This is a genomic window from Planococcus sp. YIM B11945, from assembly GCF_050864155.1.
Taxonomy (GTDB): domain Bacteria; phylum Bacillota; class Bacilli; order Bacillales_A; family Planococcaceae; genus Planococcus.
In genome coordinates this window covers 88914-111814 of the sequence record NZ_JBOZWR010000006.1, presented here as the reverse complement: position 1 = coordinate 111814, position 22901 = coordinate 88914, and the positions used below count along the sequence as shown (strand labels likewise).

Genomic DNA, 22901 nt, shown 5'->3' with positions numbered 1-22901 from the left:
TGAGTGACGTTTTTCTTTATTTCGGCTGCATCCGAATCGCTCCATCAAGCCGGATTACTTCCCCGTTCAACATCGTATTTTCTGCAATGCTTTCCACTAATTGAGCATATTCATCTGGTTTTCCGAGGCGCGCTGGGAAAGGTACTGACGCCGAAAGCGACTCGATCGCAGATTCCGGCAAGCCGTCAAACATCGGCGTTTTCATTAAGCCTGGTGCAATCGCCATGACCCGGATGCCGTCTCTTGCAAATTCACGCGCAATCGGCAACGTCATCGAAACGATGCCGCCTTTTGACGCGCTGTACGCCGCTTGGCCAATTTGCCCTTCATACGCTGCCACGGAAGCCGTGGAAATAATGAGGCCGCGCTCCCCGTCTTCATTGGGTTCGTTTTGTTGCATGGCCAAAGCTGCCACCCGCAGCACATTAAAACTGCCGATCAAATTGATGCGGATAACTTTTTCAAACTGCTCGAGCGGCATTGCGCCATTTTTGGAAACGACTTTTCCCGGCGTCCCGATTCCTGCGCAATTGACGACTGCATTGACGCCGCCAAAATGGTTGACTGTTTGCGCGACATGTTGCTCGACTTGCTCGGCATCCGCTACGTCAGTTTTCAGGAAATAAACCGCTTCTTCGCCCAGTTCTTCAATCAAACGTTCCGCACGTTCTGCATTCAAGTCAAAAATCGCCGCTTTCCCGCCACGTGCCACAATGCGCCGTACCGTCGCTTCTCCAAGGCCAGATGCTCCGCCTGTCACAATCGCTTTCATTTCAGCTAATTTCATCGCCATTCCCCCAGTTATTCCAGTCTCTCGATAATTGTCGCATTCGCCATGCCCATTCCTTCACAAATCGCCAGCAGCCCGTAGCGCCCTTCAATGCGTTCCAGTTCATGGACGAGTGATACCAGCAATTTCGTTCCCGTGGCCCCAAGCGGATGTCCGAGCGCAATGGCTCCGCCGCCGACATTCAGCTTTTCCGGATCTCCACCGATATCAGCAAGCCAGGCAAGCGGCACCGGTGCAAAGGCTTCGTTCACTTCGTAGCGGTCGATATCTTCAATGGCCAGCCCGGATTTTTCCAGTACTTTTCTCGTTGCGGCAATCGGTCCCGTCAGCATCAACGTCGGATCTGATCCTACAACGGCACGGGCGATAATGCGCGCTTTCGGCTTTAAGCCAAGCTCTCTTGCTTTTTCTCCTGACATCAATAAAACAGCGGATGCACCATCGCTCATTTGGCTTGCATTCCCTGCCGTAATGACACCATTTTCGTCAAAGACGGTTTTTAATCCGCTGAGCACGTCCATCGATGTTCCCGGGCGCGGCCCTTCATCAACAGCCACTACTCGTTTTTCTCCGTTTTCATCTTCGACTTCTACCGGCACAATTTCTTTTTCGTATTGGCCGTTCGCAATGGCTGCTTGGGCACGGTCATGGCTTTGCACGGAAAACGCATCCAATTGTTCGCGTGTCAACTGCCATTTTTCCGCAATCCGCTCCGCCGACAATCCTTGGTTGATGATTTCATATTGTTCCATCAATTTTTTGCTTGGCTTCGCTCCTTGGACATTTGAGAACATCGGAACACGCGTCATGCTTTCCACGCCGCCCGCAATGACAATATCCATATCGCCCGCTAAAATTGCTTGGGCACCGAAATGAACGGCTTGCTGGCTAGATCCGCATTGGCGGTCAATGGTAACACCCGGCACATAGTCCGGGAATCCCGCAATTAGCGCTGCCGTCCGCGCCACGTTTCCGCCTTGTTCGCCGACTTGGGAAACGCAGCCCAAAATGACGTCTTCAACTGCCCCTTTTTCAATGCCCGCACGTTCCACCAATTCTTCCAGCACTTTCGCCGCCAATTCATCCGGCCGCGTGTTGGCATACATTCCTTTGCGCCGGCCGACTGCCGAACGGACTCCTTCTATAATTACAACTTCTCTCATGATCGTCCCCCCAATTTATCTGCGCACCCAATAAGCAAACGCTTTCATTATACTGAATTGAATGACTATTCATTCAATTATTTTCATTGTACAAGAACTTGAAAATAAATACTAGAGAGGTTGAACGCAACCATAGAAAAAATCCCGCAGAAACGTCTGCGGGATTTCTAATTATTCTTTAATCAATCCTTTGTCCACCAAAAAATCACGGGCGACGTCGCTCGCTACTTCCTGGTCTTGGTCGACCCGGGCATTCATCGCGAGCATTTCTTCTTCGCTGATTTGCCCAGCCAAACCATCCAGCACTTTTTCAAGCTCCGGATACTGTTTAAGCGCTTCTAGCCGGACAACTGGTGCAGCATCGTATTTCGGGAAAAACGACAGATCATCTGTCGTGGTCGCCAAATCAAACAAGCCGATGCGGCTGTCGGTGGTGAATGCCGGGATCACATCAACTTCCCCATTTTTCACCGCTTCGTACATGATGGCCGGATCAAAGCTTTCCGTCGCTGAAAACTTAAAAGGATAGGTGGCGATCATGTCGTCATAGCCATCCCCTTTTCGTTCGTAAAACGGATGCGGCGCTCCAAACGACATTTCTTGCTGTTTGGAAATTTCCGCAAGTTCGGAATAAGTTTTGGCATCATAGCCACTGTCTTTCGAAAAGGCAAGCGTATAGCCGTTCTCGAACCCAAGTGGCTCAAGCCATGTAGCGTTCAGTGTTTCTTCATAGCCTTTGCGCACACGATCCAATACTTCTTCTGACGATTGGCCAGAAACCGACTCTTCTTTCAACACATCCTTCAAGCCAGTGCCGGTATACTCCACATACAAATCAATATCGCCTTGTTCAAGGGCAGGCGTCAAAATCGAAACTTCGCCAAGCCCCTCTTTGTACTCAACTGCATAATCTGAATTCGCTTCAATATACTGCCCCAAAATTTGCGGCAAAATGTATTGCTCAGTCCAAGGCTTCCCGCCAATCACAATCGGTTCTTCGCTGTCCCCACTTGCCGAACAGCCTGCCAAAACCGAAGCCAACAGCAAACTCCCAAAGATAATCTTTTTCATGCTGCTTCCCCCTTAAGTTTTCATTCCTTTTGGCGTTACTTTTTTCTCGATCCATTTTAATAAAAGATCAAATCCGATGGCGAGCAAAGCAACCGGCAGCGCCCCAGCTAAGACAAGTGAATTGTTATAAGACTGCAGCCCCCGGTAAATGATATCACCGAGGCCCCCTGCCCCTACAAAAGTCGCAAGCGTCGCAATGCCGACCGTCAAAACCGCCGCTGTCCGGATGCCTGCCATGATAAAAGGCAAGGCCAGAGGCAGCTCGATTTGCTTTAAAATCTGTGTCCTTGTCATTCCCATCCCATGGCCCGCCTCGATTACGGATTGGTCAACGCCTGTCAGGCCAGTGTATGTATTGCGTAAAATAGGCAATAACGCATAAATGATCAACGCGATCAATGCTGTTGGAGAACCGATGCCTAAAATTGGCACCAAGAAACCGAAAAGTGCCAGGCTTGGAATCGTTTGAAAAACTGCCGTCACGCCGATAACCGGCTCTGCAAATCGGTGATAACGGGCAATCAGAATCCCCAGAGGGAGCGAAATTACAATGCCCACTGCCACGGCAATAAAGGATAAATAGATGTGTTCCAAAAACGCACTTTGAATCATGTCTTGCCGGGTTGAAAACGTTTTTAGCAATTCACTCATACCGTTGCACCAGCTTCCTTATAAAGAGCCGCCCGCAGCAAATCCCGTTCCGTGGCATAAGCGATGACACGCCCATCGTCTGTAAGAGCCAGCCGGTCTTGAGAACTTTCTTCCAATAGCCTAAATGCCTTATCCATCGTTTCTTCAATCGACAGCTTCACGGCATCTCCCGCCCATTCGGCCGTAAACAATCCCATAAATTCCTTCAGCTTCCGTTCCCGGAACGACCGCTTTTGATTGATGCGTTCAGCACCAATAAAATTGCGGACAAAGTCGTTTGATGGATCGTCGATCAATTGTTGAGGCGTGCCAATTTGTTCAACCTGACCTTGCCGCATGACGATGATGCGGTCTGAAATCTTCAGCGCTTCATCCATATCGTGCGTCACAAAGATAATGGTCTTCTGAATAGCTTGCTGCAGCTGCCGCAATTCATTTTGCAGCTGCTCCCGGCTGATTGGGTCAAGCGCTGAAAAAGGTTCGTCCATCAATACAATATTCGGATCTCCCGCCAACGCGCGGACGACCCCGATCCGTTGCTGCTGCCCGCCGCTCAGTTCGAGTGGAAACCGTTCCAAATAAATTTCCGGGTCAAGCCCGACTAATTTCAATAAGTTTCGCACGCGTTCGCTAGTTTTTTCTTTTGGCCATTCCAACAGCTTGGGAACGAGCGAAACATTATCCTCAATCGTCATATGCGGAAACAAACCGATGCGCTGAATCACGTAGCCAATGGAACGCCGAAGCTGAACGTCGTTTAATTCCGCGACCGGTTTTTCATCAATGTAAATACGTCCTTCTGTCGGCGTTTCCAATTTATTGATCATTTTCATTAACGTCGTTTTCCCACAGCCGCTTGGCCCAATAATGGCCGTCAATTCATGGGCCGGCAAACTGAGCGAAATGTTCTTCAGTGCTTCTGTGCCATCGGAAAACCGTTTGGTCACATTTTCGAAACGAATCATGAAAGCCCTCCTTCTTGCCACCCCTTCATTTTTACCCTGCTACCAAAGAATTACTCCCGCTAATCGTTGAAGTATATGCTTTCTACAAAAATATGATAAAATCCTGCTTCTATTACCGTTCTTCAAACGCTTTCCATTTCCCCGTCCAATTTCTGTTGCCACATTCGGAACTTCAATAAAAATAAAAACGGCTGCCAAAGGCAGCCGTTTTTCAACTCTTCTTAACAACTTTAATTTTTCGCACTGCGGATTTCTGCGGATAATTGAAGAAAGCGTGCATCCAGTTCGCTGTACTCTTTGTCACCTGGCTTCAACATTGATAATTTTCCTAGCACTGCTTGCCGTTCGGTTTCCAGCACCAAGAGCTTATCCTCACCGCTATCGGCCCTGTTGCGGTCCCGCTTGTTTTGCCACTCGCTATAGCTTCCATCGTATTTGATAAGGCGGCCATTTTCAAAGATCAATAACTTGTTGACAAACCGCTCCATGAAATAGTGGTCGTGCGTCGCAATCAAAATTGTTCCCGGAAACGTCTCCAATGTTTTTTCAAGCTGCTCCCGCGACGGCAAATCCAAATGGTTCGTCGGTTCATCTAGCAGCAGCACATTGCATTCGTTCAGCATGAATTCCATCAGCTTTAATTTGACTCGCTCGCCCATGCTCAACAAGTGGATGGCTCGTCCCCAATGTTCTTTATCAAAGCCTAAGTTGTTCATCAATGTTCGGATTTCACCGGTGCGCTCAAAGTTTTCCGGCGCAAATAATTCAGCAGGAGTTTTAGATTCCGGCAAATCGAATACATCTTGGCTCAAATAGCCAATTTTCGCGCCAGCTGTTGTCCACACTTCCCCGGAATGCTCTTCTTCTCCCCGCAGCATGCCAAAAAGCGTCGACTTCCCGCTCCCGTTATTCCCGACCAAGCCGATGTGTTCTCCGTGCTGGATAGTAAAAGAAGCAGAATGGAACAGCGTTCGTTTTCCAAAGGACTTTCCTGCATTTTTCAATTCGATTATGCGTTTTCCTTTTTTAGCGCTGCCCGCAATTTCGAAAACCACGTCTCGTTCGTCTTTCGGCTTTTCTACCCGCTCTTTGTCAAGTTCAGCTTCCAGCCGTTTTTGCTTGCTGCGGACTTGCACGTCCATGCGCTTTGCTTTCGACCGGTAATATTCTTTAGGGAATTCTTTTTTTGTGGAGTCGGCATGCGCTTTGCCGGACCAATCCTTCAGTTCCGCTATCTGATGTTCGACACTGGCAATCTTGGCTTGCTGCTTGTCATACCGCCGTTGCTGTGTTAACCGGCGATGTTTCTTTTCAGCTCGCGACTCGCTGTAATTGCCTTTATAAACAACGAGATTCCGGTCCTCAATTTCCCAAATATGCGTGGCGATCTTGTCGAGAAAATAACGGTCATGGGAAACAACAAGCACGGTGCCTGCATAATCCGCCAATTGTCCGCTGACGAGTTCCACACTTTCCGCATCCAAATGGTTTGTCGGTTCATCTAGCAATAAGACATTCGCTTTTTCTGCCAAGGCTTGGGCCAACCGCAGTTTCATGCCTTCTCCGCCGCTCAAATGGACGCGCATGTCGGGAACCTTCCATTTTGTTTCAAACTTTCTGCTTTCAGTCGTGCTCGAATCAATCGGCTGGCTCTTCACTTCCTGTTTCATATAAGCCACTCTTGGAAGTACGCCTGACCACTCTACGCCAGGCGCTTCAGTCGCAATCGCTTCAAGCAGCGAGGTTTTTCCAGATCCATTCGCTCCGATAATACCAATCCGTGCGCCTTTCGGGATGTCTGCCCCGGCTTTTTCCAGCAGCACGTATTCGCCGTATTGTATGTTCAAATTTTTTATTTTCCCTTGAATAGCCATTACAATTCCCCCTTGCCGGAGAAACAAAAAAATTCCTCCGAAATAATATCGGAAGAATTCGCATGCCCAAATAGCCCTCAACCGAGGGATGCTTAGTGAAAATAGGCAGACGAATCCAATTCCTTGTATACCAAATCTCTTCGGTTCCACAGAAACAGGATTACTTATCCATCGTCCACCCATCTTCCCTTCAGTTTGATGCTTCGAGTATATCACACTACTTCTGTCTTGGCACAAATTTCAAATGCACTGGGTTGGCGATTTGTTCATAGCCAATTTCTTTGTAGATTTTATTGGAAGTGGGATTTTGCAAGTCGGTGTACAGCATCGCAAAGTCATATTCCAACAGCAACTCTTCGGTCACTTCTGCCACTAATGACCGGGCATAGCCTTTTCGCCGGTGATTGTTAGGCGTGAAAACGAACGACACGGTAATGCCGTGTTTAGAAGGCCGCGTTTTTTTCATGCACGAAACGACTTCACCTTCTGCTTCCCACACATACACTTCTTTTTCTTCAATGAACAAATCGATTTTCCGCGCTGCTTCTGCCGGACCCGACATCTCGATACCGGTTTCTGATTCAAACAGCAGCATCCATTCCTCTAAAAGCGGTGCATCTTTTTTATTGGCTACGCGCCACGTTCCTGGGCTTTTCTCAAGCCTAGAAGCCACAGCGTCCGCCCGGTACAAGCCTTGGTTCATCAAAACGTGCGTTTGCTCACTAGTTTCCGCTGTCCAAAATTCGGCAAACTTATTTGCCGTATCTTGATCGCCCACTACTCCGCTCACTTCGGTTCCGGATCTCAGCAGCAATTTGGCAATGCCGCTTTCGATATCCTCAGCATTTTCGAAGTTGATCAATTGCAAAGGATGCGGCGGTGTCATCAGGCAAGCGGCTAGAGCACGTTCTTCTTGTTCGGCGATTGCCAGAAAATAATCTTCATAGCGCCCCGCTTTAACTTGGCTAAGAATACCTAAAAACAAACTGTATTTATCTTCGTGCTCATAAAGCAGCGGCTCCACTTTTTCAGCAAAGTCTTCCGGTTCTTCATATACCTTCCATTCCATCTCTTCACTCTCATTTCCCTAAATAATCGCCTTACCTAACTATTAGCGATAAGTGAAGAATGTCCTGCTTCATCTCATAATTTCCACCTATTTATTTTTTACTCGCCTTTTCTCTATGCAAATAGCCCAAACCATACGAGACAGTTTGGGCCACATTACTTAATTCAATTCGATTTGCTTGGTTTCCTTGCCAAGAAATGCGACGGCAAGTGCACCGATAATGACCGAGACACAGAAAATAGCGAAAATCCAATTGATTTCATAGTTTGCCGTTAGCATGAACCCTACTAAAAGAGGGCCTAAAATACCGCCGACACGGCCAAAAGAAGCAGCCATTCCAGTGCCTGTCCCTCGAATCACCGTCGGGTACTGTTCCGGCGAGTAAGCGTATAACGCTCCCCATGCACCTAAGTTGAAGAATGACAGGAAAGCTCCTGCAACAATCAGTGCAACAATCGTATCGGCATTTCCGAATGCCAATGCGCTCGCTGCTGTCCCCAATAAATACGTCACCAAAACGAATTTTCTTCCTGCCCGCTCGATTAGCCAAGCGGCTGAAAAATACCCCGGCAACTGGGCAAGCGTCATAATCAAAACGTATTGGAAACTTTGAATCAGCGAAAACCCTTTTAATACCATGACGCTCGGCAGCCATAAAAACATGCCGTAATAAGAAAAGACGACCGTAAACCAAACAATCCACAACATCAACGTTGGGCGGCGGTACGGTTTGGACCATACGCTTTTAATGTTTTGCGAAACGGATTGCAAACCGCTCTTTTTTGCTGTAAATTGCGGTGAATCCGGCAAATTGATCCGCAAGTAAAGCGCATATAAAGCCGGCAATGCGGTTAACAGCAAGGCAATGCGCCAGCCAAATGAAGGAATGATGAAATACGAAATAAGTGCTGCAATCAGCCAGCCGCCTGCCCAGAAACTTTCCAGCAGCACCACGACTCGGCCGCGCTCCGCTGCTGGAACGCTTTCCGAAACCAATGTAGAAGCGACAGGCAATTCTCCGCCTAATCCCATTCCGATGAAAAACCGCAAAATCATAAAGGCTGCCAATGTAGTTGTCAACGCTGACAAGCCGCTTGCTATTGAAAAAATCAATAACGTCAGGATAAACACTTTTTTCCGGCCAACGCGATCTGCGTAGATGCCAAAGACAAACGCCCCTACAGCCATTCCGATCGAATTGACGCTTCCAATCCAGCCCATTTGCTGGGTGGTTAAATTCCAATCTTCATGCAGCGCCGCAATGACGAACGACAAAATCCCTACATCCATCGCATCAAAAAGCCAACCCAACCCCGCAATGCCGAGAAGTTTGTTTTTTGAAATCTCCGGCACACTTTTTTCTACTGCTGTAGCCATTCCCACACCCCTTGTCTTTACACTTGTCGCAAACTGTCTTTACACAACTACTATACGCTTCAAGCCAAAAGGTGACAAGCGGCCAAGAAATGTTCCACTATTCAAAAAACTTCTCTTAATTCGAGCTATTATTCGAAGCGCTTATAGCAGCATTGACGCTTACCATCATGGCTGCTTGCTGGGCTTGCATCAGCATTTCCAGCGACGTAGAAAATGCCGCATTCGAGAGGCCGCGAACATCTTCTGCATCTTTCATGGCATACTGGACCACTGTCGGAAACACCATATCCGGAAACCAGCGATAGAGCTTTGTTTCTTTCAGCAGTTTTGTGTTTTCCACAATTTCCATTAATGCCGGCCCTTCCGCTTCCGATACAGCCAAAAATCCGATGACAGGATAATGGGAAGCCCGTATTTTAATTTCTTCGTTTTTGAAAAACTCTTTTAGTGCCAATACTCTTCCCACAACTTTCGGGTCGTATACTGGAGAGTTGAAGGTCATAACCTGGGAAAGCCATTGCAAATCGTTGCCCATCGTAAACCCTTGCTCCCGCAAGTCTTTGTAGTAAGCATTCATAGTAGCCGCCCGTTCTGCAATAGCACCTTCTTGCCTGCTCAAAAGAATCGCATATGGCACATCTTCTTGAGAAGTTAAAAATTTATGGTGGCTTCGCATCTCTTCATAAAGAAGTTTCGCCCGCTTGACATCATCGCCTTCCTGCATCAGCAATGCGGCCAAATACGTATAAGCGCTTTTGCTGAATCCGCCATCGTTTAATTGTTGCTGGCGGGCATTCAAAGCTTTCAAGCCCGTTTCCGGATCTTCTTGGCTAATCGCCAAAAACGCGGCTGCAATATGGTGCATATGCGCTTGCAGCGGAGAAAACCAGCCTTCTGATTTTTTGATCGTTTTTGAAGCCTTCTCATGTTCTTCTGCTTGGAATCCCGTAGTCTGAGTCAAATAAAAATTGGTGACCGATAAGGCAATGCGCTTGTCTACCGCCCACCCTAACTTTTTTGATATTTCGCTAAACGTTTCTTCCATCAATTTAATGTCCATGAAAAACGCCTCCCTGTTCCATAGTATACGGAACAAGGAGGCGTTGGTTTCATTTAGACAATCAAGACAAGGCTGATGGCCATCACTGCCATGCCCGCTACCAAACCATAAATGGAGAGATGGGCTTCATCGTAGCGTTTCGCTGCCGGCAATAGTTCATCCAACGAGATAAACACCATGATTCCGGCGACGCCCGCAAAAATGACGCCAAACATTGTATCGCTCATAAACGGCATCAAAATCAACCAAGCCGCAATTGCTCCGATTGGTTCGGAAATTCCCGACAGCACGCTGTATTGAAACGCCTTTTTTCGACTGCCCGTGGCATAATAAATCGGCACAGAAACGGCGATTCCTTCGGGTATGTTGTGGATAGCGACGGCAATTGCAATGGCGATCCCCAAATCCGGATCTTGTATAGCCGACATGAACGTCGCGATTCCTTCCGGAAAGTTGTGTATGCCGATAGCAAGAGCCGTAAAAATCCCCATTTTGCGCAAATGTGCGTATTGGTCGTTTGTCGGTCCCGCGTCCATATCTTCTACCGTCTTCACTTCATGCGGATTTTCCAATTGCGGCAAAATGCGGTCCAAAAATGCCATAAAAATCATTCCGCCGAAAAAGCCTGCAAGCGTCAACCAATAGCCGATTGTCTCGCCATGCGCATTCGTCAATGAATCTTTTGCTTTAAAGAAAATTTCGATCATCGATACATAAATCATGACACCGGCTGAAAACCCCAGCGAAACGGAAAGAAACTTAGTATTAGTCCGTGAAGCAAAAAAAGCGATGAGGCTGCCGATCCCCGTTGCGAGCCCCGCAAATAAAGTCAATCCCAATGCAAATAAAACCGTACTGTCCATAGACTCATCCACTTTCCATTCTGCTTGATTAAAATTATTGTACGCTAAAAGTTTCCTTAGAGCAACATTTTTCAATCGAGAAAGATATTCGACTATTTGTTTATTTCTTCACTTTTAGCAGTTCCCCTAATTTTCGCCAATCCTCATCTTTTAATGCCCTAACAGGCGGGTTATAAAACACGCTAGCCGGATGGAATGTCGGATAAATGTGGTAACTTTCTTCCGACAGTTTGAATTTCTGTGTTTCTTCGTCCCAAAGGAGAATTGGCGTTTCCATTAATACGCCATGGAGCTGGGTGACTTTTGCATGCGGCCCTATGAGGCGCTGCAGTCCGACATTGCCAAGCGTCACAATGACCGGCGGCCGAATATCCCGGATCTCCGTATCTAAAATGGGCGCATGGGCAATAATTTCTTTTTTCGTAGGCGCCCTATTGTATTTCCGTTCTGTTATATCGCCATTCCGTTCTTTTTTCTGGCCCCATTTGTACGGCCGGCTCCGAACCGCACTCGTTATATAGACATCTTCTCTCGTTAACCCAACGCTTTCTAAAGAAGCCATCAGTTCTTTTCCGGCCCTGCCGGTAAACGGGATGCCCGTTTGCACTTCATTTTCTCCTGGCGCTTCTCCAACCAGCATCAAGGCTGGCCGCTTCGGCCCTCTGCCTCGGACAAACCCTTCTACGGGATAGCCTTCTATGCGTTTCATTCCTAAAGCTGCCAGTTCTTTTGAAATGGTATACATCTTTAAATCACCTCTAAGTAAATTAGTAGTTAGTTCTATGTCAGTTTTCCTAACATAAAATTAAATAAAAGCTTGCATTAATCGAATAGTTTGACTATTATGTTATAAAACCTAACATTAAGGAGGAGCTTACATGAAAAAAATTGAAACCATTATCCGCCATTCTGTTTTTGCAGACGTTCGGCAAGCTTTGGCTCTTGAAGGCATCGATGGTTTAAGTGTCACCGAAATAGCCGGAATCGGCAAGCAAGAAGGCCGAGTCGGCTTGTTCCGGGGCAATGCCTATACCATGGAATTTTCACCAAAGCTGAAACTTGAAATGGTGGTGGAAGACAGCAAAGTTGAAGACATCGTTGAAGCGCTGCTGCAACATGCCGCTACCGGAGAAGTGGGAGACGGAAAAATTTTCATCTTGCCAGTCGAAGAAGCCATTCGCATTCGAACAAGAGAGCGCGGCGCTGTCGCCGTCGGATAAGGGGGAAATCAAATGGAAGCAGTTCAAAGTTCTGTTGATATGTTATGGGTAATGCTGGGCGCTATTTTGGTATTTTTTATGCACGCTGGTTTTTCGATGGTGGAAACCGGATTTACCCGTTCGAAAAACACACTAAATATTTTAATGAAAAACTTGCTGACAGTAGCAATCGGTTCCATTCTTTACTTTTTTATCGGCTTCGCCTTTATGTTCGGCCCTTCCGCTTTTGGCCTGATTGGTTCTGAAGGTTTTGCTCTGCTTGGCCGGGATGACATTGGATTTTTCGTTTTCCAAGCTGTTTTCGCCGCAACTTGCGCTACCATCATTTCAGGTGCTGTTGCTGAGCGCATGAAACTGTCTTCTTACCTTTTATTAACTGTTGCCATGACCGCCATTATTTATCCTGTAGTCGGGCATTGGGTATGGGGCGGCGGCTGGTTGTCGCAACTCGGGTTTATTGATTTCGCCGGTTCGACTGTTGTTCATTTGACCGGTGCCGTTGCCGCTTTTGTCACTGCTTGGAAAATCGGGCCGCGCATCGGCAAATATTCCGGAAAAACAGTCAACTCGATTCCCGGCCACAATTTGCCGCTCGGAGCTCTCGGGGTTTTCATCCTTTGGGTCGGCTGGTTCGGCTTTAACGGCGCCAGTACACTGGCTGCAGATCCGGCATTAGTGCCGCCGATTATCGCCAAAACCCTTCTCGCAGCATCCGCAGGCGTTTTGGCAACAGCCGCTTACACCCGCTTCCGCTATGGACGAATTGACGCTTCCCTTACATTGAATGGTGCGTTAAGCGGTTTGGTCGGCATCACGGCGGGCTGTGCCAACGTTTCGCTACTCGGCTCTATGGTAATCGGGCTGGTTGCAGGCATCGTGATGACCGAAAGCGTCCGGATCCTCGATTCGAAAATACGCGTCGACGATCCAGTCGGGGCGATTTCCGTCCACGGAATTGTCGGCATTTGGGGAACACTTGCTATTGGCTTGTTCGATACAACCGGCGGCCTTTTGTACGGAGGCGGCGCTGAAATTTTAGGCATTCAAACGATTGGCATCTTAGCTGTCGTCGCCTGGACTTCGCTCACTGCCGGCCTTGCCCTTTTTGTCATCAGCTTGTTTTTGCCGCTCCGCGTTTCTGCAGATGAAGAAGAAACCGGCCTCGACTTTACAGAACACGGATCTCAAGCGTATTCCATGCAAGATGTTTTCCGGGGAACCGGCGCTGCTGCTGATCAAAGTTTTGCGGCGCGCCTCAATCAATTAGGCGAAGATCCTTCCGTTCAAAAATTATAAAAGCTCCATTAACTAAAAGGGCCTCCCGAATATTTTCGGGAGCGCCCTTTTAGTTGTTTTGCATATGTTTTTTGAAAAAACGTTCGCGCATTTCATACCACACGGCAACGGCGACAAATAGCGAATAGCCTGCGCACCAGCCGGCCAAAACGTCTGAGAAATAATGTTCGCCTCCGGCAATGCGAGAAGTACCGACACCGAGCGCCAAACCGGCCGCTGCCAACCAGACAAGCCATTTTCCCATTTTCGATTCCAGGCGCTCAGTCAGAAAATACGCGATTGTGAACAAATACAATAAACCAACCATCGCATGGTTCGACGGGAAACTGTAGCTGTCCAGCCCGTGCGGCAAGTTCGGGCGCTCCCTGTCAAACAAACGCTTTAATCCTTGATTTAACGCATTGCCCACCCCAACCGCAAAAAACACAAACAGCATGCCCCGGTAATTTTGCTGATGAAGCCATAAGTAAAGTATGAGTAGAATGCTAGCAAGTAAAATCACCCATGGTTCTCCCAAAATAGACAAGCTATCTACAAAAGCATTTTCTCCGAGCAAATTGTATGCCGATTGATCGATTTGCCGAAATTGCTCGCTTGGAAAACTGATGAGAATTGCAAAAAAGCAAATTAACGTCGCCATCCCAAGCGGATAGAAAAATCGTTTGATGGCCTCCGCCCCCTTTACACGAACTTTGATTTCATTATAACCTACTTTCTTATCTTGCCCGAAGAAAACGGTAGCCAAAGAAGGACCAAAAGGATTTGGGACCTTCTTTGGCGACGAGCTTGCGCAGGAGCAGCGTACTTTCACGCAGTTGCTAATTCCTTAATTCAACTGATTTAGATTTTACGCATAAAGAAAAGGCGGACTGCTAAAAGTCCGCCTTTTCTTTATTTCATTGCATGCACATGATAGGTATCTTGAGAAGATTCAAGAATATGATCGGGTTTTGGTTTTCCGATATTGGCTTTATGGCCTGCGATATGGTCGAGATGCTTCTCCCAATTTTTCCAGTCACTTTCAGATTCCCAGCGGACGTAAAGAATGACTTCCTCGTCGCCGCGGCGTACGTTCTTCTTCAGAATTGTTCGGTCGATAAATCCTGGCTGCTCAGCCAATTTAGTCTGTCCTGAGAAGCGATTCAACACAAGGTCTGAAGTTCCTTCTTTAACAACAAAGCGTTTCATTTGTACAAACATTTTCATATCTCCTTTTGTTTTCTTTCTATAAAACAAATACTCAGCGGAAAACAGCCCGCTGAGTATTCGTAAAATTTTTGTCTAGACCCCAGCGGGCAACCCTTCGGTCTTAAACTGTCCTTCCTATGCGGCAAAAAGCTCCGCTTCGGAAGTTCATCTTAAGTCTCCCAGAGCTGAACGGCCGCTTCCGCTTTTCTTACTTGTATGCAGATTCGATGTCTTTTACCATTTGGCTGACTGATTCGAGCCCGCCGCCTGATAGGTACCAGAAATCTGGATCCAAGTAGATGATTTTATCGTTTTTATAAGCGTTTGTTTTTTGCACCAATTCATTTTCCAACGAATCTTTCGCACTTGCATCGTTGCCTACTGCGGCATTGCGGTCGATAACAAAGATCATATCTGGATTCGTATCCAGCACATACTCAAATGTAATGCTTTGGCCATGAGTCGAAGCTTCAATTCCTTCGTCTGCAGCAGGTACGCCAAATACATCATGGATAATGCCGAAACGTGAAGCTTTGCCATACGCGCTGACTTTGCCTTCGTTCGCCAATAAAATCAATGCTTTTTCATCAGAAGCGCTTACCGCTTCTTTTACACCTTCGATTTCTTTATCAATGGTTGCCAACTCTTCTTTAACTTGGTCTTCTTTGCCAAAAATTTCACCAAGAAGCGTCATGTTCCCAGTAAATGATTCCATGTAGTTGTTTGTATCAACTGCCATATGGATTGTCGGAGCAATGTCCGCAAATTCTTCGTACATTTCCGCTTGGCGGCCAGAAATGATGATCAAATCCGGTTTCATGGCATTAATTGCTTCAAAATCCGCTTCTTTCAACGTTCCCACGTTTTCGTATTTTGCTTCATCTCCATAAGCTTCCAAGTAAGCAGGCAATGATTCTTGCGGTACGCCTGCAACTGAATCGCTAAGGCCTAACTTATCCAATGAATCCAACACACCAAAATCAAACACGACTACTTTTTTCGGGTTTTTCGAAATTTCTGTTTCCCCAAGTTCATGTGTTACCGTCATTTTTTCTTCTGAAGGTTTTTCAGCCGCCGTTGTTTTTTCTGAAGCGCTAGATCCGCAAGCTGCAAGAAAAGCAACCATCATTAATGTGAATGTTAAAAGCAATAATTTCTTCATCTATTCCATCTCCTTTTATTATGAATTAAAGTAAACACAAATTCGGCAATTATCCATTTGCTGAATCGGGATATCCATGTCGTAAATTTCTTTTAAAGCATCGCTTTGAATAATTTCATCCGTTGTTCCGTCTTTGACCACCCGGCCGTTTTTTAAAGCGACGATCCGATCGGAATAGACCGAAGCGAAGTTGATATCGTGAAGGACAATAACAACGGTTTTTCCAAGTTCATCAACCAACCGGCGCAAAATTTTCATGATTTGGACCGAATGCTTCATGTCCAAATTGTTCAACGGTTCGTCCAACAATACATAGTCGGTATCTTGGGCGATGACCATGGCGATAAACGCGCGCTGGCGCTGGCCTCCGGACAACTCGTTTAAATAGGAATGCTCCATGTCTTTTAAATCCATGTATTCAATAGCTTGGTCCACCATTTTTTCATCTTCATCATTGAGGCGGCCTTTCGAATAGGGAAAGCGCCCAAATGAGACAAGTTCACGAATGGTCAAACGAACATTCATGTAGTTTGACTGCTTTAAGATCGATACACGTTTTGAGAATTCATTCGATTTCATCTTTTTGGAATTGGTTTGATCAATCAATACTTCACCTGTATCGGCATCGAGAAGCCGGCTGACCATGGAAAGAAGCGTCGATTTACCCGCCCCGTTCGGTCCGATAAACGAAGTGATCTTACCGTGTTGGATATCGACCGTGACGTTTTCTACAACTTGTTTCTTTCCGTAAAGCTTTGTCAATTCACGAACTTGTATCATTTAGACCGACTCTCCTTTAATAGTAGATAGATGAAGTAAATTCCACCGATGAAGTTAACGATGACGCTCAACGTAGTATTGAAAGTGAAGATTCGCTCCACTACCCACTGTCCGCCGACCAGTGCAATCACACTGATGACGATGGCACCGAAAATGATCGTTGAATGTTTATAGGACTTAAAGAACTGATAAGATAAATTGGCGACAATCAAACCGAAAAACGTAATTGGTCCGACAAGTGCAGTTGCGACAGCTATCAGCATCGCTGCCAGCACAAGCATGAACTTAACCAAGTAGTCGTAATTGACGCCGAGGTTGACCGCTGTATCACGGCCAAGCGACAAAACATCCAAGGAGTTGTTATGGCGCCAAGCATAAATGACTAGTGCGCCGATGACGATAAGCGATGTCCACACCAAATCGGCATTAACATTATTAAAGCTTGCAAACATCCGATCCTGTACAATCTGGAATTCATTCGGATCGATCAACACTTGCAGGAATGTGGAAATGCTTGAGAAAAACGTTCCACAAATGATTCCGACAAGCAGCAAAAAGTAAATCGGCTTGTCGCCTTTTTTAAAGAGGAACTGATAAAACAGCAAAGCGAATACCACCATGACCCCGATCGATAAGATAAAGTTGACTTGTTTGTTGATAATCGTGACGTGGTCGGAGCCAAGAAAGAAAATCAACAAGGTTTGAAGCAACATGTAAAGCGAATCGAGCCCCATGATGCTCGGCGTTAAAATACGGTTATGGGTAATCGTTTGGAACACGACCGTTGCATAAGCAATCGCTACGCCGGTCAGCACCATGGCGAATACCTTCACCCCTCGCCGCGGCAGCGCATAATCGAAACTGCCGTTCAAATCATGGAACAAATAAAGACCACAAGCAAGTACCGCTAAACCGATAAGAATCATCAGTTTATGTAAATCACGCATACGCTTTCCTCCTAAACAACAAGAAGAGGAAAATAAAACTTCCAATGACCCCAACCATTAAACTGATGGAAATTTCATATGGGTAAATGAGAACTCTTCCTAAAATATCGCAAAGCAATAAGAAAATGGCTCCAAGCATTGCCGTATGTGGCAAGGTTTTCTGCAAGTGGTCGCCTTTGAAGATCGAGACGATATTCGGGATGATCAATCCGAGAAACGGAATGACTCCCACGGTCAACACGACTGTCGCCGTAATCAACGCCACAAGAACCAACCCGATATTGACAACGCTTCGGTATTTCAAACCTAAGTTTTTGGAGAAATCTTCCCCCATACCCGCTACAGTAAAGCGGTTGGCATAAAGGTAAGCGATGATAAATACCGGAACACTAATGTACAGCAGTTCGTAGCTTCCTTTCATAATCATCGAAAAGTCGCCTTGCAGCCAAGCAGACATATTTTGAATAACATCTGCACGGTAAGCAAAAAAGGTTGTAATAGAAGATAAAATGTTGCCGAACATCATCCCGACTAACGGAATAAAAATGGCATCTTTAAATTTGATGCGGTTTAGAATTTGCATAAAGAGAAATGTACCTGCAAGCGCAAATGCAAATGCCAGTGTCATCTTCTCAAGCATCGATGCATTTGCAAACAACAGCATCGAAACGAGAATCCCAAGCCGTGTCGCATCCAACGTGCCTGCAGTTGTCGGAGACACAAACTTGTTGCGGCTTAACTGCTGCATAATGAGTCCTGCCATACTCATACCAGCACCCGCAAGCAAAATCGCTACCAGTCTTGGCAGACGGCTGATGAGGAATATTTGTGTTTCTTCAGATTGGAAATCCAATAAATCCATCACGCTGATACTGCTGACGCCGATAAACAATGATGCGAACGACAGTATGATCAATGCTGGTATTAAAAAACGTTTTTTCATCACTGCCTATCATCCTTGCCTATCGTTTTTCTATGCGCGGCAGTGATAATGATTATCACTGCCGCACAAGTTTTAGTATAGCATGTTGAATGAAAGAGTCAACGAATAACTGAGAATTATTTTCACTTAGATGAGAACAATCACATTCCCTTCAATATTCAGACAAAAATGAACGAAAAAAGAACATGCACTAAGGCATGTTCTTTCATCTGTACTATTAGTAAGAGAGTTCTTGAGCGTTATCCAAAACTTCTGCAGGGACAGTGATGGCGTCAATTTTATCGTATTGGCTGTACGTCGTCTTGACATCGGATTTCGTATTCATCGTCTCGCCTTCGATCGATATATCCATATCCATTTGAACGTTCATGCTGTTTGGCAAAAAGGTTTCTTTATCAATGAAAATTTCAAAATTAGCCGAATGGATCACCATGTCTTCAAGAAGCGACTGCGCCTCAATTTCCATTTGTCCCATCACTTGGTCTAATTGGCTATCAAGCAAAGCTTTGAACTCATCTCCTGATGCATCCAATTTCAAAATGTACTCGTCTGCTGACTGTTCAAAACTGAAATCGTCTTGAAACGCAGCAAGCTGGTCTAATTGTTCGGATGGATCAGCTGATTCTTGGCTCATCAAATCCTCTATCTCTCCCAAACTTTCTGCCGGCATTTTCACCCACGCATCCATTGTCGGTTCATACGTGAACAATCCATCTTCTGTGTAATACATTTCCATAGCCAGCGGATTTTCATTTTCAATATCCTCAGATAAAATCGTCGTTTCCATGGTCTGATAGAAAGCCAATGGATCTATTGTCATGTCCATGCCAATATCCATGTTCATTTCCATTTCCATGCCTTCTGCCCCCATGGCCATCAATTGATTGGTCGAAATATCCGCATGCAAGCTTTTAACTTTTTCGGAAGCCTCTGTCGACTTCGCAAAGACTTCTTGCAACGTCAACTCGCTGTTTTTTTCGGAGTTCTTGTCTCCTGAATTCCCTACCGGTTCCGCCGTACTGTTGCAAGCAGCCAATCCAAAAGCCAAAAACCCCGTGCCCATAACTGCCATCCATTTTTTCAAATTGCTCATCCTCTCCTATGTTTTTCCTACTATATAATACGAAGCGAATTGCCAAAAGTTTCAAAATAAAATATTCAGTGGAGAAGTTTCAATCGTTTATTTTGCGGTTTTCGATTATACTTTTCATTGTGGCAAGAAAAGCGTTGGCGCACCTGCCTATTAAACGGCGTACGAAGAGCCGGAAAATCTCGTTGGCAGAAGATCTGATAATTAAGTGCCAGGTTTATAGACAATAAAAAATATGAGGTGAAGTTTTTGAATTTAAAGCATTTTTTCAGCTATTATAAGCCGCACAAACGGCTGTTTATCATTGATTTTTCAAGCGCTATTACAGTAGCGATTTTAGAACTTGCTTTCCCAGTCGCTGTTCAATGGTTTATTGACGTTTTATTGCCGAGCGGCGAGTGGAACACCATTGTTACCGTCAGCGTGCTGCTGTTGGCTGTCTTCTTATTGAGCACGTTTTTGCAGTATATCGTGAACTATTTGGGCCACAAGCTCGGCATCAATATCGAAACCGATATGCGGGAAGAATTGTTCACGCACGTCCAGCGCCAATCTTTCCGCTTTTTCGACAACACAAAGACCGGCCATATCATGAGCCGCGTGACCAATGATTTGTTTGACATCGGAGAACTTGCCCACCACGGACCGGAAGATTTCGTCATCGCCATCATGACCTTCTTCGGCGCTTTCGGCATCATGTTCTGGATCAATCCGAATCTTGCACTGGTCACTCTGATTGTTATTCCATTCCTCATTTGGCTCATCACTTACTGCAACGTCAAGATGAACCACGCCTGGAGCAGCATGTATGGCAAAATCGCCGATGTTAACGGGCGGGTGGAAGACAGCGTTTCAGGAGCACGCGTCGTCCAGTCTTTCACCAATGAAGAATTTGAAATCAACCGCTTTAAAAAAGACAATGACAAGTTTCGCTTGGCAAAACTAGTGGCTTATAAAGTCATGTCGGCGACGCATTCCAGCATTTACATGATGACGCGCTTGTTAACGCTGATCGTCCTTGTATACGGAGCATGGCTCAATTACCAAGGAGATTTGACGTACGGGGAACTGGTCAGCTTTGTATTGTTTCTAAATGTCTTGATCAAACCGATCGACAAAATCAGTGCCTTATTGGAATTGTATCCGAAAGGCATGGCAGGTTTTGGCCGCTTCCGCGAACTAATCAACCAAGAGCCGGATATTTTGGACCGCAAAGACGCAGTTGCTGTTGATGGTTTGAAAGGTGATATTCATTTTGAAAACGTCCATTTCGGCTACGACGACCATAAAAAAGTATTAAACGGCATTGATTTAACATTGCAAGCCGGTGAAACAATTGCTTTTGTCGGACCGTCTGGTGCAGGCAAAACCACCATTTGTTCGCTCATTCCAAGGTTTTATGATATTCAAGAAGGCGCCATTACGATCGATGGCATCGACATTCGCGATATGACCAAACACTCGCTTCGCTCCCATATCGGCATCGTGCAGCAAGATGTCTTTTTGTTCACCGGCACTATCCGGGAAAACATTGCATATGGCAAACAACATGCCAGCGATGAAGAAATTTTAGCTGCAGCAAGAAAAGCCCATTTAGAAGATTTCGTCTCCAAGCTTCCAGAAGGCTACGAAACGCAAATCGGTGAACGCGGATTAAAATTATCCGGCGGCCAAAAACAGCGCTTAGCCATTGCGCGCATGTTCTTAAAAAATCCGCCAATTTTAATTTTGGATGAAGCCACTTCCGCACTCGACACCGAAACTGAACGTGTCATCCAAGAAGCGCTGTCTGAACTGGCCGAAAATCGCACGACGCTAATAATCGCCCACCGCCTAGCAACCATTCGCGACGCAGACCGCGTCATCGTAGTCACAGAAGATGGCATCGCCGAGCAAGGCGGCTACAGCGAACTGCTTGAACACAATGGCATATTTGCAAATCTGCACCGGATTCAGTTCCAACAATAAGTATGCCTCCTGAGGGGAGGCATACTTATCTGCGACAAAAAAGCATTGACGATCAAAATTTCAACAACAAGAAAGGACGCACTCTGTTTACAGAGTAGCGTCCTTTCTTTCTTATCTCCCTATCACAAATTCTTCAAATCGATCGTAGTCGGCACGGCTCAGTTCCACTTTTAGCAGGGTGCCATTTTCCTCGTACTCAGTTTCTTCAATTGTCGCATTTTCATTCAAATACGCAACAATGTCTCCGCGTTCAAACGGCAGGATCATCCGGCACATAACGTGGTCTGCAAAAATGCGCCGCTTGATTAGATCCAGCAGCTCATCAAGGCCGCTGTCTTCTTTGGCTGCAATCCATAACGAATCGCCTGTTACTTTAGGATGCGGAATGCCCGCTAAATCGGCTTTGTTGTAAATATAAAGCGTCGGGATATTTTCAACACCCACTTCATGGAGCGTTGAATTCGTCACGTCCATCATGTGGCGATATTCTTCATGCGAAACATCCACAACGTGCAGCAGAAGATCGGCGTTGCGTGCTTCTTCTAACGTAGAGCGGAATGCATTTACTAAGTGGTGCGGCAACTTGCTGACAAACCCGACGGTATCTGCCAATAAAAACGACTTATTGTCTTCTAACCGAATTTGGCGCACTGAGGTATCGAGCGTAGCAAACAGCATGTCTTTTTCAAAAACTTGTTTGTCTTCATGCTGCCCTGATTTCGTCAGCAATTCGTTCATGATGGTAGATTTCCCAGCATTCGTATAGCCAACCAGCGAAACGACGGGCGCCCCGGTTTTTTGCCGCTGTTTCCGCTGTGTCACGCGCTGGTCTTTGATTTGGCCGAGTTCTTTGTAAAGCTTAGATATTTGTTCTTCAATTTTCCGTCTATCAAGCTCGAGTTTCGTTTCACCGGCACCACGGTTTTGATAGCCGCCTCCGCTGCTTCCTCCTTGGCGCCCAAGAGATGCCCGCAAGCCGACTAAACGCGGCAGCATGTACTGGAGCTGTGCCAATTCGACTTGCACTTGCGCTTCACGTGTTTTTGCCCGGCGTGAGAAAATATCCAAAATCAGCAAAGTGCGATCGATAACTTTGCATTCCAGTTCTTCTTCTAAGTTGCGGATTTGAGATGGGCCTAGCTCATCATTGAAAATGACCAAATTGGCTCCTGACTCTTCGTAAAGCGCTTTGATTTCATCCACTTTTCCGGTTCCTACATAATGCGAAGGGTTAATGCGCTCTAGGTTTTGCGTAATCTCGCCCACCACTTCCACTTCACAAGCTTCCGCCAAGTTCCGAAGCTCTTCCATTTCATACTCAAAATGGAGATCTTTTTGAAGCTGCACGCCTACCAATATTGCTTTTTCAACTAATATGTCCATCTATTTATCCTCCTATTCAGTAAGGGGAATGTCTGCCAAAA

At 46.2% G+C, this 22901-nt stretch carries 22 protein-coding genes; 3 read left to right on the top strand and 19 right to left on the bottom strand.

The features are described from left to right. Positions 1 to 16: 16 nt before the first annotated feature. The 11 genes from ACRRQV_RS13075 to ACRRQV_RS13025 all read right to left on the bottom strand — a co-directional run bounded on the left by ACRRQV_RS13075 (position 17) and on the right by ACRRQV_RS13025 (position 11628). Positions 17 to 787, bottom strand: coding sequence for a 3-hydroxyacyl-CoA dehydrogenase (locus ACRRQV_RS13075; RefSeq protein ID WP_432531562.1), 771 nt, complete (start codon positions 785 to 787; stop codon positions 17 to 19). Between the two features lie 14 nt (positions 788 to 801). After that, positions 802 to 1953, bottom strand: a complete 1152-nt coding sequence (locus ACRRQV_RS13070; protein WP_432531560.1) for a thiolase family protein — start codon at positions 1951 to 1953, stop codon at positions 802 to 804. Positions 1954 to 2124: 171 nt separating this feature from the next. Beyond that, a complete protein-coding gene (locus ACRRQV_RS13065) occupies positions 2125 to 3024 on the bottom strand; it encodes a glycine betaine ABC transporter substrate-binding protein (RefSeq protein WP_432531558.1) in 900 nt (299 codons plus the stop codon). A gap of 12 nt (positions 3025 to 3036) precedes the next feature. After that, positions 3037 to 3675, bottom strand: coding sequence for an ABC transporter permease (locus ACRRQV_RS13060; RefSeq protein WP_432531556.1), 639 nt, complete (start codon positions 3673 to 3675; stop codon positions 3037 to 3039). After that, the gene (locus ACRRQV_RS13055) at positions 3672 to 4640 is read right to left on the bottom strand and encodes an ABC transporter ATP-binding protein (protein WP_432531554.1); all 969 of its coding nucleotides are present in this window, start codon (positions 4638 to 4640) and stop codon (positions 3672 to 3674) included. Before ACRRQV_RS13055 ends, ACRRQV_RS13060 begins: the two co-directional genes overlap by 4 nt. A 230-nt stretch (positions 4641 to 4870) precedes the next feature. Next, entirely contained in the window at positions 4871 to 6514 is a 1644-nt protein-coding gene (gene abc-f, locus ACRRQV_RS13050) for a ribosomal protection-like ABC-F family protein (protein WP_432531552.1), read from the bottom strand. Positions 6515 to 6731: 217 nt separating this feature from the next. Next, the gene (locus ACRRQV_RS13045; RefSeq protein WP_432531550.1) at positions 6732 to 7583 is read right to left on the bottom strand and encodes a GNAT family N-acetyltransferase; all 852 of its coding nucleotides are present in this window, start codon (positions 7581 to 7583) and stop codon (positions 6732 to 6734) included. Between the two features lie 159 nt (positions 7584 to 7742). Next, positions 7743 to 8960, bottom strand: coding sequence for an MFS transporter (locus ACRRQV_RS13040; RefSeq protein WP_432531548.1), 1218 nt, complete (start codon positions 8958 to 8960; stop codon positions 7743 to 7745). A gap of 115 nt (positions 8961 to 9075) precedes the next feature. Next, the gene (locus ACRRQV_RS13035; RefSeq protein WP_432531546.1) at positions 9076 to 10020 is read right to left on the bottom strand and encodes a DUF4003 family protein; all 945 of its coding nucleotides are present in this window, start codon (positions 10018 to 10020) and stop codon (positions 9076 to 9078) included. Positions 10021 to 10073: 53 nt separating this feature from the next. Then, positions 10074 to 10883, bottom strand: coding sequence for a zinc transporter ZupT (gene zupT / locus ACRRQV_RS13030; RefSeq protein ID WP_432531544.1), 810 nt, complete (start codon positions 10881 to 10883; stop codon positions 10074 to 10076). A gap of 100 nt (positions 10884 to 10983) precedes the next feature. Next, a complete protein-coding gene (locus tag ACRRQV_RS13025) occupies positions 10984 to 11628 on the bottom strand; it encodes a uracil-DNA glycosylase (protein WP_432531542.1) in 645 nt (214 codons plus the stop codon). A gap of 133 nt (positions 11629 to 11761) precedes the next feature. On the opposite strand from ACRRQV_RS13025, the gene ACRRQV_RS13020 reads away from it, so the two are divergent. Together ACRRQV_RS13020 and ACRRQV_RS13015 are read left to right on the top strand one after the other, a co-directional pair. Further along, on the top strand, positions 11762 to 12103 hold the full coding sequence (locus ACRRQV_RS13020; RefSeq protein ID WP_432531540.1) for a P-II family nitrogen regulator: 342 nt from the start codon (positions 11762 to 11764) through the stop codon (positions 12101 to 12103). A gap of 12 nt (positions 12104 to 12115) precedes the next feature. Beyond that, positions 12116 to 13399 carry an ammonium transporter gene (locus ACRRQV_RS13015; protein WP_432531538.1) on the top strand — a complete coding sequence of 428 codons (1284 nt, stop codon included), beginning with the start codon at positions 12116 to 12118 and terminating at the stop codon, positions 13397 to 13399. Between the two features lie 49 nt (positions 13400 to 13448). Here ACRRQV_RS13015 and ACRRQV_RS13010 read toward each other — a convergent pair whose 3' ends face one another. The 7 genes from ACRRQV_RS13010 to ACRRQV_RS12980 form a co-directional block, all read right to left on the bottom strand. Continuing rightward, positions 13449 to 14039, bottom strand: coding sequence for a phosphatase PAP2 family protein (locus ACRRQV_RS13010; protein ID WP_432531536.1), 591 nt, complete (start codon positions 14037 to 14039; stop codon positions 13449 to 13451). A 251-nt stretch (positions 14040 to 14290) separates the two neighbouring features. Further along, entirely contained in the window at positions 14291 to 14599 is a 309-nt protein-coding gene (locus tag ACRRQV_RS13005) for an antibiotic biosynthesis monooxygenase family protein (protein WP_432531534.1), read from the bottom strand. A 196-nt stretch (positions 14600 to 14795) separates the two neighbouring features. Continuing rightward, positions 14796 to 15749, bottom strand: a complete 954-nt coding sequence (locus tag ACRRQV_RS13000; protein WP_432531532.1) for a siderophore ABC transporter substrate-binding protein — start codon at positions 15747 to 15749, stop codon at positions 14796 to 14798. 18 nt (positions 15750 to 15767) lie between these two features. Next, positions 15768 to 16529, bottom strand: coding sequence for an iron ABC transporter ATP-binding protein (locus ACRRQV_RS12995; RefSeq protein ID WP_432531530.1), 762 nt, complete (start codon positions 16527 to 16529; stop codon positions 15768 to 15770). After that, positions 16526 to 17476 (bottom strand): iron chelate uptake ABC transporter family permease subunit, encoded by a 951-nt coding sequence (locus ACRRQV_RS12990; RefSeq protein WP_432531528.1) that lies wholly within the window; start codon positions 17474 to 17476, stop codon positions 16526 to 16528. The genes ACRRQV_RS12995 and ACRRQV_RS12990 overlap by 4 nt, the downstream gene beginning before the upstream one ends. Beyond that, positions 17469 to 18419 (bottom strand): ABC transporter permease, encoded by a 951-nt coding sequence (locus ACRRQV_RS12985; RefSeq protein WP_432531720.1) that lies wholly within the window; start codon positions 18417 to 18419, stop codon positions 17469 to 17471. Before ACRRQV_RS12985 ends, ACRRQV_RS12990 begins: the two co-directional genes overlap by 8 nt. A gap of 217 nt (positions 18420 to 18636) precedes the next feature. After that, positions 18637 to 19512, bottom strand: a complete 876-nt coding sequence (locus ACRRQV_RS12980) for a DUF6612 family protein (RefSeq protein WP_432531526.1) — start codon at positions 19510 to 19512, stop codon at positions 18637 to 18639. 246 nt (positions 19513 to 19758) lie between these two features. Between ACRRQV_RS12980 and ACRRQV_RS12975 the strand changes: the two genes are divergently transcribed. Continuing rightward, positions 19759 to 21477 carry an ABC transporter ATP-binding protein gene (locus ACRRQV_RS12975; RefSeq protein WP_432531524.1) on the top strand — a complete coding sequence of 573 codons (1719 nt, stop codon included), beginning with the start codon at positions 19759 to 19761 and terminating at the stop codon, positions 21475 to 21477. 111 nt (positions 21478 to 21588) lie between these two features. On the opposite strand, the gene hflX is transcribed toward ACRRQV_RS12975, so the two are convergent. Continuing rightward, entirely contained in the window at positions 21589 to 22860 is a 1272-nt protein-coding gene (gene hflX, locus ACRRQV_RS12970; protein WP_432531522.1) for a GTPase HflX, read from the bottom strand. Between the last annotated feature and the right edge of the window lie 41 nt (positions 22861 to 22901).

Bases quoted from the DNA above. Each gene is read 5' to 3' on its own strand.
- ACRRQV_RS13010 (WP_432531536.1), bottom strand. From the start codon at position 14,039: ATGGCGACGTTAATTTGCTTTTTTGCAATTCTCATCAGTTTTCCAAGC.
- ACRRQV_RS13075 (WP_432531562.1), bottom strand. From the start codon at position 787: ATGAAATTAGCTGAAATGAAAGCGATTGTGACAGGCGGAGCATCTGGC.
- hflX (WP_432531522.1), bottom strand. From the start codon at position 22,860: ATGGACATATTAGTTGAAAAAGCAATATTGGTAGGCGTGCAGCTTCAA.
- ACRRQV_RS12985 (WP_432531720.1), bottom strand. From the start codon at position 18,419: ATGAAAAAACGTTTTTTAATACCAGCATTGATCATACTGTCGTTCGCA.
- ACRRQV_RS13045 (WP_432531550.1), bottom strand. From the start codon at position 7,583: ATGGAATGGAAGGTATATGAAGAACCGGAAGACTTTGCTGAAAAAGTG.
- ACRRQV_RS12980 (WP_432531526.1), bottom strand. From the start codon at position 19,512: ATGAGCAATTTGAAAAAATGGATGGCAGTTATGGGCACGGGGTTTTTG.
- ACRRQV_RS13040 (WP_432531548.1), bottom strand. From the start codon at position 8,960: ATGGCTACAGCAGTAGAAAAAAGTGTGCCGGAGATTTCAAAAAACAAA.
- ACRRQV_RS13035 (WP_432531546.1), bottom strand. From the start codon at position 10,020: ATGGACATTAAATTGATGGAAGAAACGTTTAGCGAAATATCAAAAAAG.
- ACRRQV_RS13065 (WP_432531558.1), bottom strand. From the start codon at position 3,024: ATGAAAAAGATTATCTTTGGGAGTTTGCTGTTGGCTTCGGTTTTGGCA.
- ACRRQV_RS13055 (WP_432531554.1), bottom strand. From the start codon at position 4,640: ATGATTCGTTTCGAAAATGTGACCAAACGGTTTTCCGATGGCACAGAA.
- zupT (WP_432531544.1), bottom strand. From the start codon at position 10,883: ATGGACAGTACGGTTTTATTTGCATTGGGATTGACTTTATTTGCGGGG.
- ACRRQV_RS13060 (WP_432531556.1), bottom strand. From the start codon at position 3,675: ATGAGTGAATTGCTAAAAACGTTTTCAACCCGGCAAGACATGATTCAA.
- ACRRQV_RS13005 (WP_432531534.1), bottom strand. From the start codon at position 14,599: ATGTTTGTACAAATGAAACGCTTTGTTGTTAAAGAAGGAACTTCAGAC.
- ACRRQV_RS12995 (WP_432531530.1), bottom strand. From the start codon at position 16,529: ATGATACAAGTTCGTGAATTGACAAAGCTTTACGGAAAGAAACAAGTT.
- ACRRQV_RS13070 (WP_432531560.1), bottom strand. From the start codon at position 1,953: ATGAGAGAAGTTGTAATTATAGAAGGAGTCCGTTCGGCAGTCGGCCGG.
- ACRRQV_RS12990 (WP_432531528.1), bottom strand. From the start codon at position 17,476: ATGCGTGATTTACATAAACTGATGATTCTTATCGGTTTAGCGGTACTT.
- ACRRQV_RS13015 (WP_432531538.1), top strand. From the start codon at position 12,116: ATGGAAGCAGTTCAAAGTTCTGTTGATATGTTATGGGTAATGCTGGGC.
- ACRRQV_RS13020 (WP_432531540.1), top strand. From the start codon at position 11,762: ATGAAAAAAATTGAAACCATTATCCGCCATTCTGTTTTTGCAGACGTT.
- ACRRQV_RS13000 (WP_432531532.1), bottom strand. From the start codon at position 15,749: ATGAAGAAATTATTGCTTTTAACATTCACATTAATGATGGTTGCTTTT.
- ACRRQV_RS13025 (WP_432531542.1), bottom strand. From the start codon at position 11,628: ATGTATACCATTTCAAAAGAACTGGCAGCTTTAGGAATGAAACGCATA.
- abc-f (WP_432531552.1), bottom strand. From the start codon at position 6,514: ATGGCTATTCAAGGGAAAATAAAAAATTTGAACATACAATACGGCGAA.